Source organism: Flagellimonas amoyensis (assembly GCF_003058265.1).
Lineage (GTDB): Bacteria > Bacteroidota > Bacteroidia > Flavobacteriales > Flavobacteriaceae > Flagellimonas > Flagellimonas amoyensis.
Window position 1 is genome coordinate 1 of sequence record NZ_QBUK01000015.1, and the last position, 15,263, is coordinate 15,263.

Annotated in this window: 14 protein-coding genes; 7 read left to right on the top strand and 7 right to left on the bottom strand. The window is 44.0% G+C overall.

The window, feature by feature from the left end; all coding sequences use genetic code 11:
- Window positions 1–695 precede the first annotated feature (695 nt).
- The 4 genes from thrS (at window position 696) to rplT (ending at window position 3,909) form a co-directional block, all read left to right on the top strand.
- Entirely contained in the window at window positions 696–2,636 is a 1,941-nt protein-coding gene (gene thrS / locus DB398_RS17280) for a threonine--tRNA ligase (RefSeq protein ID WP_108425720.1), read from the top strand.
- A 36-nt stretch (window positions 2,637–2,672) separates the two neighbouring features.
- Window positions 2,673–3,224: a translation initiation factor IF-3 gene (gene infC / locus DB398_RS17285; RefSeq protein WP_072879914.1), complete on the top strand. Its 552-nt coding sequence runs from the start codon at window positions 2,673–2,675 to the stop codon at window positions 3,222–3,224.
- Window positions 3,225–3,275: 51 nt separating this feature from the next.
- The gene (gene rpmI, locus DB398_RS17290) at window positions 3,276–3,473 is read left to right on the top strand and encodes a 50S ribosomal protein L35 (protein ID WP_108425721.1); all 198 of its coding nucleotides are present in this window, start codon (window positions 3,276–3,278) and stop codon (window positions 3,471–3,473) included.
- 91 nt (window positions 3,474–3,564) lie between these two features.
- Window positions 3,565–3,909: a 50S ribosomal protein L20 gene (gene rplT, locus DB398_RS17295; RefSeq protein ID WP_072879911.1), complete on the top strand. Its 345-nt coding sequence runs from the start codon at window positions 3,565–3,567 to the stop codon at window positions 3,907–3,909.
- 90 nt (window positions 3,910–3,999) lie between these two features.
- Here the strand turns inward: rplT and DB398_RS17300 are convergent, their stop codons facing one another.
- Window positions 4,000–5,580, bottom strand: a complete 1,581-nt coding sequence (locus tag DB398_RS17300; RefSeq protein WP_108425722.1) for a carboxypeptidase-like regulatory domain-containing protein — start codon at window positions 5,578–5,580, stop codon at window positions 4,000–4,002.
- A 115-nt stretch (window positions 5,581–5,695) separates the two neighbouring features.
- Window positions 5,696–6,118 (bottom strand): secondary thiamine-phosphate synthase enzyme YjbQ, encoded by a 423-nt coding sequence (locus tag DB398_RS17305; protein WP_108425793.1) that lies wholly within the window; start codon window positions 6,116–6,118, stop codon window positions 5,696–5,698.
- Window positions 6,119–6,219: 101 nt separating this feature from the next.
- Between DB398_RS17305 and DB398_RS17310 the strand changes: the two genes are divergently transcribed.
- Window positions 6,220–7,011, top strand: a complete 792-nt coding sequence (locus DB398_RS17310) for an HAD family hydrolase (RefSeq protein WP_108425723.1) — start codon at window positions 6,220–6,222, stop codon at window positions 7,009–7,011.
- A gap of 81 nt (window positions 7,012–7,092) precedes the next feature.
- Entirely contained in the window at window positions 7,093–7,980 is an 888-nt protein-coding gene (locus DB398_RS17315) for a dienelactone hydrolase family protein (protein ID WP_108425724.1), read from the top strand.
- Here DB398_RS17315 and DB398_RS17320 read toward each other — a convergent pair.
- The 5 genes from DB398_RS17320 to tgt all read right to left on the bottom strand — a co-directional run bounded on the left by DB398_RS17320 (window position 7,977) and on the right by tgt (window position 14,257).
- Complete coding sequence (locus tag DB398_RS17320) at window positions 7,977–9,281, bottom strand: asparagine synthetase B (protein WP_108425794.1); 1,305 nt, start codon at window positions 9,279–9,281, stop codon at window positions 7,977–7,979. The genes DB398_RS17315 and DB398_RS17320 overlap by 4 nt on opposite strands.
- Window positions 9,265–10,812, bottom strand: coding sequence for a replicative DNA helicase (gene dnaB, locus DB398_RS17325; protein ID WP_108425725.1), 1,548 nt, complete (start codon window positions 10,810–10,812; stop codon window positions 9,265–9,267). Before dnaB ends, DB398_RS17320 begins: the two co-directional genes overlap by 17 nt.
- A 167-nt stretch (window positions 10,813–10,979) precedes the next feature.
- On the bottom strand, window positions 10,980–11,933 hold the full coding sequence (locus DB398_RS17330; protein WP_108425726.1) for an acetyl-CoA carboxylase carboxyltransferase subunit alpha: 954 nt from the start codon (window positions 11,931–11,933) through the stop codon (window positions 10,980–10,982).
- A 111-nt stretch (window positions 11,934–12,044) separates the two neighbouring features.
- Window positions 12,045–13,127, bottom strand: a complete 1,083-nt coding sequence (locus DB398_RS17335; RefSeq protein ID WP_108425795.1) for an LptF/LptG family permease — start codon at window positions 13,125–13,127, stop codon at window positions 12,045–12,047.
- The gene (gene tgt, locus DB398_RS17340; RefSeq protein ID WP_108425727.1) at window positions 13,127–14,257 is read right to left on the bottom strand and encodes a tRNA guanosine(34) transglycosylase Tgt; all 1,131 of its coding nucleotides are present in this window, start codon (window positions 14,255–14,257) and stop codon (window positions 13,127–13,129) included. The genes DB398_RS17335 and tgt overlap by 1 nt, the downstream gene beginning before the upstream one ends.
- Before the next feature lie 157 nt (window positions 14,258–14,414).
- Here tgt and DB398_RS17345 point away from each other — a divergent pair, with 157 nt between their 5' ends.
- Window positions 14,415–15,260 carry a transketolase gene (locus DB398_RS17345; RefSeq protein WP_108425728.1) on the top strand — a complete coding sequence of 282 codons (846 nt, stop codon included), beginning with the start codon at window positions 14,415–14,417 and terminating at the stop codon, window positions 15,258–15,260.
- The last annotated feature ends 3 nt before the right edge of the window (window positions 15,261–15,263 follow it).

The window sequence follows — 15,263 nt, forward strand, 5'->3', positions numbered from 1 at the left end:
CAATTCCCAGTCCTTGACATCAAAATGGTTCTATTCTTTTCTTACGCTGTCTATTGCAATATGTATATGAACTTCTTTGTTCTAAAACCGAGTTTCAATCTCATTAAATCAATCCTCACTCGGCTTTGACCGCACAACCTGTCGGTTAAGCGGCTGCAAATCTACAACTGTTTTTTAAACCGGCAAGCTTTTTTTGAAAAAAAATATCAAAGCTTTTTCTTGGTCTCAAAACAATCATTTTACAAGAACTTTCCCTTAGAACACCTCGGTGTTTTTCGGGCTGCAAATGTAAAATGCTTTTTTTGATTACACAATGCTTTTTTTGATATTTTTTTCTAGCCTTTCCGACTTATCAAAACAGTATGTCAATGAGCTGTTGAACTATCCTAAAAAACAAACCCTTTGTTGTTTTTCGGGCTGCAAATGTAACACCCTTTCGATAATATACAAGTGTTTTTTTTGACTTTACAGCATATTTACATTCAAATCGCTGAAAACAAAGCCTATAAAAATACAACTTTTTTTAAAACTTCAAAACAACCAAACCTTTCTTATTATATCAAGCCATAAAAACCAATTAAATCCACCTTGTTATATGTGGAATATTCATGTATATATAATATGTAGGTATTGTGGCATCTATACAAGATATTATCTTTGTCCTCTCGAAAGTAAAACTTAGAAGTTTAAACCACATGATAAAGATCACACTACCAGATGGTGCTGTAAAAGAAGTAGAGAAGGGAACTACGCCCATGGACGTTGCCAAAGGTATTAGTGAAGGCTTGGCACGGAATGTTATTTCTGCCAAATTCAATGATACGACTGTGGAGACCACAACCCCTCTAACGGAAAATGGCTCCCTTACTTTATATACATGGAATGATGATGAAGGAAAAAAAGCTTTCTGGCATTCCACATCGCATGTGGTGGCTCAAGCCTTGGAGGAAATGTACCCCGGTATTAAGCTGACCATTGGACCAGCTATTGACAACGGCTTTTATTATGATGTAGATTTTGGCGACCAATCCATCTCCGAAAAAGATTTACCCGAAATTGAAAAGAAAGCCTTGGAAATTGCCCGCGGGAAGTTTGATTATAAAATGAGGAGCGTTTCCAAAGCGGATGCCCTTAACTATTACAAGAACCAAGGCAATGAATATAAGGTAGAGCTTATTGAAAACTTGGAGGACGGGACCATTACCTTTTGTGACCATAGCACCTTTACCGACCTTTGTCGCGGTGGGCATATCCCAAACACTGGCATTATAAAAGCCATTAAGTTGTTGAGCGTTGCCGGGGCCTATTGGAGGGGGAACGAGAACAACAAGCAGTTGACCCGTGTTTATGGAATTTCCTTCCCAAAACAGAAGGACCTTACCGAATATCTGGAACTTTTGGAAGAGGCCAAGAAAAGGGACCACAGAAAATTGGGCAAGGAACTGGAACTGTTCACCTTTTCCCAAAAAGTGGGACAAGGTCTTCCTTTATGGTTGCCCAAAGGCGCCGCCCTTCGGGAACGCTTGGAACAGTTTTTAAAGAAGGCCCAAAAGAAAGCGGGCTATGAAATGGTGGTGACCCCACATATTGGCCAAAAGGAACTTTATGTGACTTCCGGGCATTATGCCAAATATGGAGAGGACAGTTTCCAACCGATCCGCACTCCCAAGGAGGACGAAGAGTTTCTACTGAAACCGATGAACTGTCCACACCACTGCGAGATATACAACAGCAGCCCTTTCAGTTATAAGGACCTGCCCAAGCGCTATGCGGAATTTGGCACAGTATATAGGTACGAACAAAGTGGGGAGTTGCATGGTTTGACTCGCGTTAGAGGATTTACTCAAGATGATGCCCACATCTTCTGTACTACGGAACAGTTGAACGATGAGTTCAAAAATGTGATCGACCTTACCTTATATGTATTGAACTCTTTGGGCTTCAATAATTTTACGGCCCAGGTATCCGTACGTGACCTGGACAACCCAGAGAAATATATAGGTAATACGGAAGATTGGGAAAAAGCGGAACAGGCCATCATCAATGCCGCAGAGGAAAAAGGCCTGAACTATGTGGTGGAAAGTGGCGAGGCCGCTTTTTATGGTCCGAAACTGGACTTTATGGTAAAGGATGCCCTCGGCAGGAACTGGCAGCTGGGCACTATCCAAGTGGACTACAACCTCCCCAAGCGATTTGATCTTACCTATAAAGGTAGCGACAATGAACTCCACCGTCCCGTGATGATACACAGGGCGCCCTTTGGAAGCATGGAACGTTTTGTGGCCCTGCTATTGGAACACACTGGGGGCAACTTCCCGTTATGGCTGATTCCGATACAGGCTATTATACTGCCCGTCAGTGAGAAACACGAAAAATATGCTGAAAAAGTTTTGAATTCATTGGAAAATCACGAAATTCGCGCGCTCATTGATAAGAGGAACGAGACCGTAGGAAAAAAAATCCGTGAGACCGAACTCAAGAAAATCCCCTTCATGCTCATCGTTGGTGAACAGGAAGAAGCATCCGGAACCCTTTCAGTAAGAAGGCACGGCGGCGAGGATTTGGGCAGTTTGAGCTTAGATGCATTTTCCGACTTGGTAACTACTGAAATAAATAGTACCTTAAAGTCGTTCTAAAAAATTAAGTTTAACTAAAAAGTACACGTCATAGCAATACGAAGAAGATTTAAGCCCCAACCCAGGAGGGAAAACAAGAACCCTCACAATATCAATGAAAAGATTACCGCTCCAGAAGTGAGGCTTGTTGGAGACAATGTGGAAATCGGGGTATATCCCATTTCCAAAGCAAGGGAAAAGGCCAGTGAACTGGAATTGGATCTGGTGGAGATTTCACCAAACGCCAATCCGCCCGTCTGCAAGATCATAGACTACAAAAAGTTCCTCTATGAGCAAAAGAAACGGGACAAGGTATTGAAGGCGAAGGCAACCAAGGTTGTCATCAAGGAAATACGGTTTGGACCGCAAACGGACGACCACGATTATGAGTTCAAGAAGCGACATGCCGAAAAATTCCTAAAAGACGGCGCCAAACTGAAAGCCTACGTCTTTTTCAAAGGCCGTTCCATCGTCTATAAGGACCAAGGCGAGATATTGTTGTTAAAATTGGCACAGGAGCTGGAAGAATTCGGAAAAGTGGAACAGATGCCAAAGTTGGAGGGTAAACGAATGACCATGTTCCTTGCCCCAAAAACATCGAAAAAATAGAACAAACTGAACTTTGTTCAGCAAAAATAAGCGGAGTTAAATACTAGGAAAATGCCTAAGATGAAAACAAAATCCAGTGCCAAGAAGCGTTTTAAGCTGACAGGTTCTGGTAAAATCAAGAGAAAGCACGCTTTCAAGAGTCACATCCTGACAAAAAAATCGAAGAAGCGTAAGCTAAAGCTGACTCATTCCACATTGGTTCACCCATCGGATGAGAACAGCGTAATGGAACAATTGCGATTAAAATAGTTGTTCCACCGGTACATTTATTTATTAACCCTGGAGTTGGGCCAATCAAGTTCCCGTATTCGGGACGCCTGCTACAAAAAAATGAAACATTATGCCAAGATCAGTAAACTCAGTTGCTTCACGCGCTAGAAGAAAAAAAGTGATGAAGCAAGCCAAAGGTTACTTCGGAAGACGTAAAAACGTTTGGACAGTAGCCAAAAACGCGGTAGAAAAAGCAATGCTTTATGCTTACCGTGACAGAAAGACCAAAAAACGCAATTTCCGTTCCCTATGGATCACCCGTATCAATGCAGGTGCCAGATTGCACGGAATGTCTTACTCTCAATTTATGGGGAAAGTAAAATCCAACGGAATAGAACTGAACAGGAAAGTTCTTGCGGATTTGGCCATGAACCATCCAGATGCCTTCAAGGCCATCGTTGAAAGAGTAAAGTAAAGGTTAAATATAAACTTACCCCGCTTATTGAGATCCCGCCTTGTGCGGGATCTTTTATTTTATATGATTCAAACCATATTAAAAAAGTATTCAATACGACCACCTCACTTCTTTAAGAGGTGTATTCATCCAATACCCCTGAATTGAATCCTTAATTTCAATAGGTGTTGAGCTTTGAAATAATGGTTTATTTTGATCCATATAAAAACCAACAGAATCATTATTTGAACCAAGGATTATTTTTTGGGTAAAGAACTCCCTGAATTGCTCGTATTCTTTTTTATCCGAATAACCCAATATATTGCCATGAACATCCTTTAGTCCTTTTATTTTGAAAACAACCTCTTTAAGATCTGACTTTTGAATTGCATCCTGAGCAGCACCATAAAACAGTTGCTCATCTCTTTCTGATTCAAACAAAGGCCGGAGCAAAACTTTGTTCGCCTCTCCATGGCCTGTCAACACCTTAAAAGGAATATCACGTTCCCTAAAAAACAGTTTATAATGATTGGAATCCTTGGCAGATGCCATATCCAAAGTGTTATTAAATTCCAACCATGCCACCTTGTTGTTTGGGTCAATACGAATATTATCCAACATAAAGACAGGAGGTAATCTTACCGTGAAACCATTGCCAAACGATAGGTAATTCAGATACATTTTACTCTTATATGGCCTATATTCCGAATGAATCTGAAAAATCATATCGGATTCGTTCAAATCAAAATTGCCCGCTTCAGTTTTCAAATCTGGCATCTGATATGCAATATAATCCAACCCGTAAATTGCAAAATCATGCTTTGAAATTACAATTTGACCCTGCACTTTCGTTTTATCCTCAATAGTTTCAAAGTTTATCCGGTACAACCATTCCCCATCTAGATAAGCATCTTTACCCATAGAAAATTGGTGGTTCCTGACAAAATCCCTTTTCATTTTATAAATGAACGAATATGAATCATAGTTGTAGTTCCTTATGGCATCATGTACTCTTAAGATAATCAACTCATTTCCATTGTAGGAAGGAAGATACCCGCTTTTTACAATCTTATTTTGATGCTCATAATCATAGGACATACTAGAAATACTATCCCTTGGAAAGTCTTGATTCTTGACCAAATAATATATTTTAAAATCAGTGGTCTTCTGATCCTTTTTATTAAACCCTTTGTCCTGTATTTCCACAATAGACTCATTAAGGTTAACATACTTCAGACTATCTTGCTGATAATCTCGATAATATCCAACAACCGAAAATGGCTCGGTTGGAAAATTTTCCGGTATACCCCTAATCGCTTTTTTTACTATTCTTTTTGCAAGAGTATTATCCGTGTAGCTTATTACAGTGGCCCCTTCCAATTGGATGGTTTTGGGCATAACATATATGTAGTTAATACGGTCTTCAAATAAAGTGTCCAATGAGATTGCAATAGATTCATAACCAATGGATGAAATCACCAATTCATCATATTGGTTCTTTAATGCTATGGGTATTCTAAAACTACCATCTTCATTGGAGATTACCCCTTGGGTAGATCCTTTTATAATAATACTGGCAAAAACCACGGGATTATTGGAAATCGAATCTAATAAACGTCCGGTTACGAATTGCTGGGAATATAACCCGGATAGGCTTGGAAGTAGAATAAGGAATATAATCAATCCTCTCATGTCTCACTTTTTATAAAACAATGCGTGACCAGGAATGCCCATCAAACATTTTATTCTTTTATCATGTATTGGCAATCTACCAATATTCTTATCCAAAATACTATAAATCTACAGATTAAACGCCTAAAACCGTGACAACCAACTTCCTTCCCGAAGCATGGTTCCGGTGTTCACAAAGATAGATGCCCTGCCAAATGCCCAAGTTCAAACGTCCTCTGGTTATAGGTATCTGTACCGAAGCCCCCATCAGAGATGCTTTGATATGTGCGGGCATATCGTCCGGTCCCTCATAATTGTGTATATAATAAGGTGCATTTTCGGGCACCATTGTATTGATATGGCTCTCAAAATCGGTCCGCACCGTAGGGTCGGCATTCTCATTGATGGTCAAACTGGCCGAAGTATGCTTGATGAACACCTGCAACATTCCCATTTCAACTCTCTTGATTTCGGGAAGGGCATTCAAAATGGTATCCGTGATCAAATGAAACCCCCTGGAATAGGAGCGCAATTGTATTTCTTTCTGGTAAAAGTCCATGGACAAACAATTCTTTCCCAACGAAATTAATATAAAGTTTACCAAAAGTGGTCCTGCCGTTCCCTGAATAAGGAATACCTTTGCAGCTTAATTTCTTGAAAATGGATTTATCGCAGATCAAAATGGTGGTGACCGACATGGATGGTACCTTGTTGAACTCCAAACATGAAGTAAGCCCCAGATTTTTTGAAATTTTTGAAGAACTCAAGAAAAAGGACATCATTTTCGTGGCCGCCAGTGGTAGGCAGTACAATAGTATGGTGGATAAATTGCAACCCATCAAAAATGATATTATTGTAATTGCCGAAAATGGTGCCCTCATCAAACAGCAGGACAAAGTCCTGTTGACCACGCCCATCAACAAGGAAGAAGTGGGTCGTATCCTCGACATTGTAAGGCCGCTCAAGGATGTACACCCGGTGCTCTGCGGACAATACAATGCTTATGCCAACGACGCTTCCGATGCCTTCTTGACCATGCTACGCGAGTACTATTCCGAATTTGACATTGTCAAGGACCAGACTGCAGTGGAGGCCGAAGTGCTCAAAATAGCCATTTATCATTTTGAGGATTCCGAAAAATACATCTATCCTACCGTAAAGCAACTGGAGGACCACCTCAAGGTAAAGGTGTCCGGAGCCAATTGGGTGGATGTTTCGCACAAGAACGCACACAAGGGCTTTGCACTTCAGAAGGTCATGGACCAACACCAGATTGCAGCGAACCAGGTCATGGTCTTCGGGGATTACAACAACGACCTTGAAATGATGCAGCTCTCCAATTATAGTTTTGCGATGGCCAATGCCCATCCCAATGTCAAAAAGGTGGCCAAATACGAAACCGTGAGCAATAACGAGTTCGGGGTGGAGCGGGTGTTGGAAAAACTACTATAAAACTTTTCTATTTACCTAGCTTGCAATAAGTTGCTTTGGTAAAATTTGTATCTTCAAGGACATTCAACCAAAAGCAACGATATGGCACCCTTAAAAAAAGAAGATATCAAACAAGAGGTCTTTGACCTATATGATGATTATGCCCACAACAAGTTGGACCGGAGGGAATTTATGGAAAAACTCTCCGTGTATGCCGTAGGAGGCATCACCATGGGCTCCCTGTTGAGTTTTATGATGCCCAACTATGTGGATACACTGTTGGTTCCACCCAATGACCCTAGGCTCGATTCCGAATTTATCACGTACGATTCTCCAAAGGGTGGCGGCGAGATCCGTGGATTGCTATCCAAACCCAAAGATGCCACGGGCAAACTGGGCGGTATCGTTGTGGTACATGAAAATCGGGGACTCAATCCTTATATAGAAGATGTTGGACGAAGGGCCGCACTGGCCGGGTTCATTTCCTTGGCCCCAGATGCCCTGACACCCCTTGGCGGATATCCCGGCAATGATGACGATGGAAGGACATTGCAACGCCAACGGGACCGCGACGAAATGTTGGAAGACTTCATCGCTGCCTTCAATTACCTCAAAAACCATAAAGATTGTAATGGAAAAGTCGGTGTGGTCGGTTTCTGTTTTGGTGGATGGATTTCCAATATGATGGCCGTAAAGCTTCCAGACCTTGCAGCTGCCGTTCCCTTTTATGGAGGTCAGCCCGCCGAGGATGAAGTAGCCCAGATCAATGCCCCTTTATTGATCCATTATGCCGGATTGGATGAACGTGTGAATGCTGGATGGGAAGCATATGAAACAAAATTGAAGGAACTGGGAAAAGCATATGAGGCCCATTTTTATCCCGAGGTGAACCATGGGTTCCACAACAATACGACCCCTCGCTTTGATCAAGCTGCCGCAGACTTGGCATGGGAGCGGACCATTGCCTTTTTCAAGGAAAAGTTGAGCTAGGTCTTTTGCTTTTTCTTTCGGGCGGCAGGGAAAAGCACATTGTTCAAAATCAAACGGTACCCCGGCGAAGTAGGATGCAGCTCCAATTCCGTTTTGGGGTCCCCTACCCTATGTTGGTAATCTTCTGGGTCGTGTCCCCCATAAAAAGTAAAGAAACCCTTGCCCTTGATGCCATGGATGTATCGGGCCTCCCCATTGATCTTGTTCTCTCCCAGAACCATCACGGTAGGCTTTATCTCGTTTCTCGTGAAAGCTGTGGTCTGTCCCATAAACCCTTTCACCAAACTGGTATGGTTCTGTGTCAGCATGGTGGGCACGGGATCCCATTTGGCCGAAAACTCCATCAAAGAAAAATAATCGGACTCCTTGGGCACATTTCCACGTTTCACGGTCATGTCGATGGATGAAAACTCGTATTTCAGGGGGTTTCGTTCCAAGATAAAATTGGTAAAGGCAAAAGTGTTGCCATAATCCAGCCTCGCCTGATAGTTGGCATCCGAAGGGTCGCCATCGAACATGGGTTCGCAGATGTCCACATTTTCCGCCGCCAAAGCAATATCAAAGCTATCCGTTGCCGAACACATGGCAAACATGAAACCGCCACCGATTACGTAGTTCCGTATTTTGAGGGCCACTGCCAATTTCTCATCGGAAACTTTTGCATAGCCCAATTCCCGCGCCAATTCCTCGGCTTGTTCCTTGGCTTCAATATACCACGGAACCGATCTATACGCCCCATAGAACCTGCCGTATTGCCCGGTAAAATCCTCATGGTGCAAATGCAACCAATCGTACAATGCCAATTTATCGCCCAACACCTCTTCATCATAGATGGTCACATAGGGAATCTCGGCGTAGGTGAGCACCATGGTCACCGCATCGTCCCACGGCTGATTTTCCTTGGGGGAATACACCGCAATTTTGGGCGCCTTTTCCAAAACGACCGCATCTTGGTTCTGGGACGGACTGCTGATCTCGTCCAAGATCTGTTCGGCCTGTCCGTCAGTAAGTATTTCAAAAGAAACCCCACGGATTTGACATTCCTTTCGAATGGCATCCCCATCGGGCAATAAAAAAGAGCCTCCACGGTAGTTGAGCAACCATTGTACCTTTTGCTGTTTGGAAAGCACCCAATAGGTAATCCCGTAAGCCTTCAAATGGTTTTCCTGGCCTTCGGCATCCATGGGGATAAGGATAACTGAAGCAAAAGATTGTAATGAAAATAAAAGAATTAGAAAAAGTAGACCTCTCGACTGCGCTCGAGGTGACAGAAAAGTAGTTTTTTTAAAACGGCACGTCATTGTCATCTGGGTCATCGTCACTGTTCATTGCGCTGCCAAAAGCTTCATCCGCACTTGGGAATTTTGGCGTTGCAAAGGGATTTTCCTCATCCGCGTTCATCTTCGATTGGAATTCGAACGGGGAATCAAAGTCATCCAAGTTATCAAATTTACCCAGAGCACCCACAAATTTTAACCTAATATTATCCAAGCCACCATTACGGTGCTTGGCCACAATAAACTCGGCTTGACCTTGGGTCGGGGTGCGCTCTTCATCGTCCCATTCGTCAATTTTATAGTATTCGGGCCTGTAGATGAACGATACAATATCGGCATCCTGCTCAATGGCTCCAGATTCCCTCAAATCCGAAAGAATGGGCCTTTTGCTGCCCCCACGGGTCTCCACCGCCCTGGAAAGCTGGGAGAGTGCAATGACCGGCACATCCAATTCCTTGGCCAGTGCCTTCAGGTTTCGGGAAATGGTGGATATCTCCTGTTCACGGTTTCCTCCTTTTTGGCTTCCCCCGGCCGTCATCAACTGCAAGTAGTCAATGATGATCAGCTTGATCTTGTGTTGCGATGCCAATCGGCGTGCCTTCGCACGAAGGTCAAAAATGGAAAGTGATGGGGTATCATCAATGAACAAAGGTGCTTTTTCCAAAGCCTTGACCTTAACGTTCAATTGTTCCCACTCGTGTTTTTCCAATTTCCCTGTCCTTAATTTTTCCGAAGAAAGCCCGGTTTCCGAAGAAATCAAACGGGTGATCAACTGCACCGATGACATCTCCAAAGAGAAAAAAGCGACCCCATTCCCTGAATTAACGGCAATGTTTCGGGCCATGGACAAGGTAAGGGCCGTTTTACCCATACCTGGACGTGCTGCCACAATGATCAAATCACTGGGCTGCCAACCAGAGGTAAGTTTGTCAAGTTTATCAAATCCGGATGGGATTCCGCTCAGACCTTCCTTGTTGGAGATTTCCTCAATTTTCTTTTTGGCCTGGATCACCAAGTTCTGGGCCGTTTCCGCAGAGCGTTTCAAGTTTCCTTGGGTAACCTCGTACAATTTGGCCTCCGCATTGTCCAAAAGGTCGAATACATCCGTGGATTCACTATAGGCCTCCTCGATGATCTCACTGGAAATCTTGATGAGGCTCCTTTGGATATACTTTTGAAGGATAATCCTAGCGTGGAATTCAATATGCGCCGAGGAAGCAACTTTTTGGGTGAGTTTGATCAGGTAAAAATCCCCTCCCACGGCCTCCAATCGGCCATCTTTCTTCAATTGTGAGGAAACGGTTAATAAATCCACCGGCTCCGAGGATTCGAACAACTTGAAGATGGCCTCGTAGATGTATTTATGGGCATCCTTGTAGAAAACGTCAGGATGAAGGATATCGATCACCTCATCCACACCCTTCTTGTCAATCATCATAGCACCCAAAACAACTTCCTCTAAATCAACGGATTGAGGGGGTATTTTCCCTCTTTCAAGACTGATTAGGGTTGACTTGTTCACTCTATGTGCTACGATGGGGCTAGGTTTTTCCATGAATGCGAAAGTAGCTAATTAACTTTTAGTTAACTTTAATTCGGATGAATACGATTTTCACAGGTGTTCAACAATACGCTTGTTGATAACTTTGAATACCTGTTGATAACATAAAAAAAAGCGAGGATAAAACCTAATAAAAAAAGTTAACCTCTGAAAAACAAGAATTACTCGCTGAACACGCCCATTGTGGCGTATTTTTCCATGCGGGCCTTCACTAGGTCTTTTGGTGATAACTTTTTGAGTTCTTCGTAATGGGAAGAAATTTTGTTCTTGACCGTTTCGAAGGTTTTTTCCCTATTGGCATGTGCACCGCCAAGAGGCTCCTTCACGATTTCGTCCACCAATTTCTGCTTTTTCATGTCGGCAGCGGTCAGCTTCAATGCTTCGGCGGCCTGTTCCTTGTATTCCCAACTTCTCCATAAAATGGAAGAGCAGGATTCTGGGGAAATCACGGAGTACCATGTGTTCTCCAACATAAGTACCTTGTCCCCTACGCCAATGCCCAGTGCACCTCCAGAGGCGCCTTCACCAATGATGATGACAATGATCGGCACTTTCAGGCGAGTCATTTCCAAAATATTCCGTGCAATGGCCTCTCCCTGTCCACGTTCTTCCGCCTCTATGCCTGGATATGCCCCAGGGGTATCAATAAAGCAGACTACGGGAATGCCAAACTTCTCTGCGGATTTCATCAACCGAAGGGCCTTTCGGTAGCCTTCCGGGTTGGCCATACCAAAGTTTCGGTATTGCCTTGTTTTGGTATTGTATCCTTTTTGCTGGCCGATGAACATATAGCTTTGGTCCCCGATCTTGCCGAGGCCGCCTATCATGGCCTTGTCGTCCTTCACGTTCCTGTCCCCGTGCAGTTCCAGGAAGGTATCCCCACAAATGGCCCTTATGTAATCCATGGTATAAGGCCTGTTGGGGTGCCTTGAAACCTGGACACGTTGCCATGCCGTCAGGTTCTTGTATATCTCCTTGCGGGTTTCTTCCAGTTTTTTCTCGATCTGCGAACAGGTCTCTGTGACATCTACTTCACTTTCTTCCCCTATGATCATACATTTTTGAAGTTGGTCTTCAAGTTCCTTTATGGGAAGTTCAAATTCTAGATATTCCATGGAAAGTTGCTGTTTTCAATAAAAATAATGGGGACAAATATAAAACTTTATAGGTTACCTGTGCCATTGTCCCATGCTTTTAACGCGGGGCACATGAACCATTTTTTACCATCATCGTTTGGCCTTCATCAGCATATAAACGGCGAAGGCCCCAAAAATAAGGTTGGGGATGAGCACCGCCAAAAGTGGTGAAAAGCCAGACTGCTCGGCCAGTGTACCAAACACCTTATCAAAGAAAATATACACAAAGGCCACTCCTATCCCAAAGGCCAAATTGAGGCCCATGCCCCCTCTTCTTTTTACCGAAGATACCGCAACGGCTATCACCGTAAGGATAAAGGCCGCTATGGGAAGTGCCCAACGTTTGTACTTCACCAGCACGTAGGCATTGATGTTGGATGCGCCTTTTCTTCGTTGGTCATCGATAAAATCATTGAGTTCAAAAAGGTTTTTGGTCTCCGCCACATAGGAAACCGGTGTCAGGTCGTCTATCTCAAATGCAAAAATGGTATCCAACCTGCTCTTGGTCTGGATGAGTTCCACCCCGTTCCTCACTTTTCGGTTCACATAATTGGTAAGCCTATAGATACTGTCGGTGTCCACCCATCGGATGTTACTGGCGGAAATCTTATAGTCCAACTGTTGGATGGAATCAAAGTGCTCGTAGGTAAAATTGTACCCAATTTTTCGGTTGGGGTCAAAACTGCTGACATAGATATAATCACTTTCGTTCAACTGGTTGAAGATATTTTCCGTGACCCTGTCGTTCCGTCCCTTTTTGAAATATTTGTATTCAAATTCATTGAAGCCGATACTGGCATGGGGCACAATGAACATCCCCATCATGAAAATAAGGATGGCCACCAAGGTCGCACCTATAAAATAGGGTCTCAAAAAACGTGAATAGGATACCCCAGAACTTAAAATGGCCACAATCTCCGTATTGCTGGCCAATTTTGAGGTAAAGAAAATGATGGACAAAAAAAGAAAAATGGGGAGCAACAGGTTTCCGATCACCAAGGTAAAGTTGCCGTAAAAGACAATGACCTCGGACAAAGGGGCCTCGTTGTCTATGATCTTACCGATCTTCTCCGCCAAGTTTGCCATGATCCCAATGGGCACAAAAAGCATGAGCATGCCCATAAAGGTGATCAAATAGCGCTTTAATATGTACCTATCAAGTATGGTAAGCATTACAGTCTCTTGTCCATTTGTTGAACCATCATGGTTTTCCATTCCTGGAAATCCCCTGCTAAAATACGTTCTCTTGCCGTACGCACCAACCACAGATAAAATCCAAGGTTGTGGATGGTGGCTATCTGTTTGCCCAAATACTCATTGGCAGCGAACAAGTGCCTTAGGTAGGCCTTGGAATATTCAGTGTCCACATAAGTGATCCCCATTTCATCCAAAGGCGAAAAATCGTTTTCCCACTTTTTGTTCTTGATATTGATGGTTCCGTGTGCCGTGAACAACATCCCGTTCCTTGCATTTCGGGTGGGCATCACACAATCGAACATATCCACCCCAAGGGCAATGTTCTCCAATATATTGATGGGCGTTCCCACACCCATGAGGTATCTGGGCTTGTCCTCTGGGAGTATGTCGCATACCAGCTCTGCCATTTCGTACATTTCCTCCGCAGGCTCCCCCACGGACAGTCCGCCAATGGCATTGCCCTCAGCACCCACCGAAGCAATATATTCTGCGGATTGTTTTCTTAAGTCCTTATAAGTGGAACCCTGAACAATGGGGAAAAAAGTTTGGGAATACCCATATTTGAACGGCAACTTTTCCAAGTGCGAGATACAACGGTCCAGCCATCTATGGGTAAGGTGCATGGAACGCTTGGCATATTGATAGTCACACGGATATGGTGTACATTCGTCAAAAGCCATGATGATATCCGCACCTATGGTGCGCTGGATCTCCATCACACTTTCTGGACTGAAAAAGTGGTTGGAACCATCGATGTGGGATTTGAACTTCACCCCTTCCTCCTTGATCTTCCTATTGCCCGAAAGGGAATACACTTGGTAGCCCCCACTATCGGTCAAGATGTTTCGGTCCCACCCCATGAACTTGTGCAGGCCTCCAGCCTCTTCCAAGATTCCAGTTCCAGGTCGCAGGTAAAGGTGATAGGTGTTTCCCAAAATGATGTCCGGGTCAATATCGTCCCGCAGTTCCCGCTGGTGTACCCCCTTTACCGAGGCCACTGTGCCCACCGGCATAAATATAGGGGTCTGTATGGTTCCGTGGTCAGTGGTGATCTCCCCTGCCCTTGCCTTGCTCTTATTGTCCTTCTGTACTAAGGTAAACTTCAATACGGTTGTCTTTAAGACCGCAAATATAGCCAACTCCTTTCCGCAATCCCTTAACAAAAAAATAAAGTTTATGGGACGGCACTTTTTGTGAAATAATTCTTTTACACTTGTTTAGCCGAACGAATGCGGTTATTTTTGATATCCTAAAACAAACACAATGCCGAATACTGAAGAATTGCAAGACCTGGTGGTTCAGGTCAGAAGGGACATTTTGCGAATGGTCCACAAGGTAAATTCCGGGCATCCCGGGGGATCTTTGGGCTGTACCGAATTTTTTGTGGCCCTGTACAACGAGATCATGGATCTAAAGGAAGGATTTGATATGGATGGGAAAGACGAGGACCTTTTCTTTCTCTCCAATGGACACATTTCCCCTGTTTTTTATAGCGTACTGGCCCGAAGGGGTTATTTTCCCGTTGAGGAACTGGACACTTTTAGGTTGATCGATTCCAGATTGCAAGGACACCCCACCACACACGAGGGATTGCCCGGTATTCGGGTTGCCTCCGGGTCTTTGGGACAGGGCATGTCCGTTGCCATCGGTGCGGCATTGGCCAAAAAACTGAACGGCGACGATCATTTGGTGTTCAGCCTCCACGGAGATGGGGAACTACAGGAAGGACAAAATTGGGAAGCCATCATGTATGCCGCAGGTAATAAGGTGGACAACCTCATTGCCACTGTGGACCGAAACGGACAACAAATTGACGGAGCCACGGAAGAAGTACTTCCACTGGGTGACGTGGCCGACAAGTTCAGGGCCTTTGGCTGGGATGTGATGCACATCGAAAACGGGAACGACCTCGATCAGGTCATAGCAGGTTTAAAAGAAGCCAAAAGCAGGACCGGAAAAGGAAAACCCGTTTGTATCGTGATGACCACGGAAATGGGCAACGGAGTGGATTTTATGATGCACACCCATGCTTGGCACGGCAAAGCGCCAAATGACGAGCAATTGGCCAACGCATTGTCACAAAACCCCGAAACCTTAGGCGATTATTAATTC

Coding starts and splice junctions, on each gene's coding strand:
- DB398_RS17345 (WP_108425728.1), top strand. CDS start 14,415: ATGCCGAATACTGAAGAATTGCAAGACCTGGTGGTTCAGGTCAGAAGG.
- DB398_RS17300 (WP_108425722.1), bottom strand. CDS start 5,580: ATGAGAGGATTGATTATATTCCTTATTCTACTTCCAAGCCTATCCGGG.
- DB398_RS17305 (WP_108425793.1), bottom strand. CDS start 6,118: ATGGACTTTTACCAGAAAGAAATACAATTGCGCTCCTATTCCAGGGGG.
- DB398_RS17320 (WP_108425794.1), bottom strand. CDS start 9,281: ATGACGTGCCGTTTTAAAAAAACTACTTTTCTGTCACCTCGAGCGCAG.
- thrS (WP_108425720.1), top strand. CDS start 696: ATGATAAAGATCACACTACCAGATGGTGCTGTAAAAGAAGTAGAGAAG.
- DB398_RS17330 (WP_108425726.1), bottom strand. CDS start 11,933: ATGGAATATCTAGAATTTGAACTTCCCATAAAGGAACTTGAAGACCAA.
- DB398_RS17315 (WP_108425724.1), top strand. CDS start 7,093: ATGGCACCCTTAAAAAAAGAAGATATCAAACAAGAGGTCTTTGACCTA.
- rplT (WP_072879911.1), top strand. CDS start 3,565: ATGCCAAGATCAGTAAACTCAGTTGCTTCACGCGCTAGAAGAAAAAAA.
- rpmI (WP_108425721.1), top strand. CDS start 3,276: ATGCCTAAGATGAAAACAAAATCCAGTGCCAAGAAGCGTTTTAAGCTG.
- DB398_RS17335 (WP_108425795.1), bottom strand. CDS start 13,127: ATGCTTACCATACTTGATAGGTACATATTAAAGCGCTATTTGATCACC.
- dnaB (WP_108425725.1), bottom strand. CDS start 10,812: ATGGAAAAACCTAGCCCCATCGTAGCACATAGAGTGAACAAGTCAACC.
- DB398_RS17310 (WP_108425723.1), top strand. CDS start 6,220: ATGGATTTATCGCAGATCAAAATGGTGGTGACCGACATGGATGGTACC.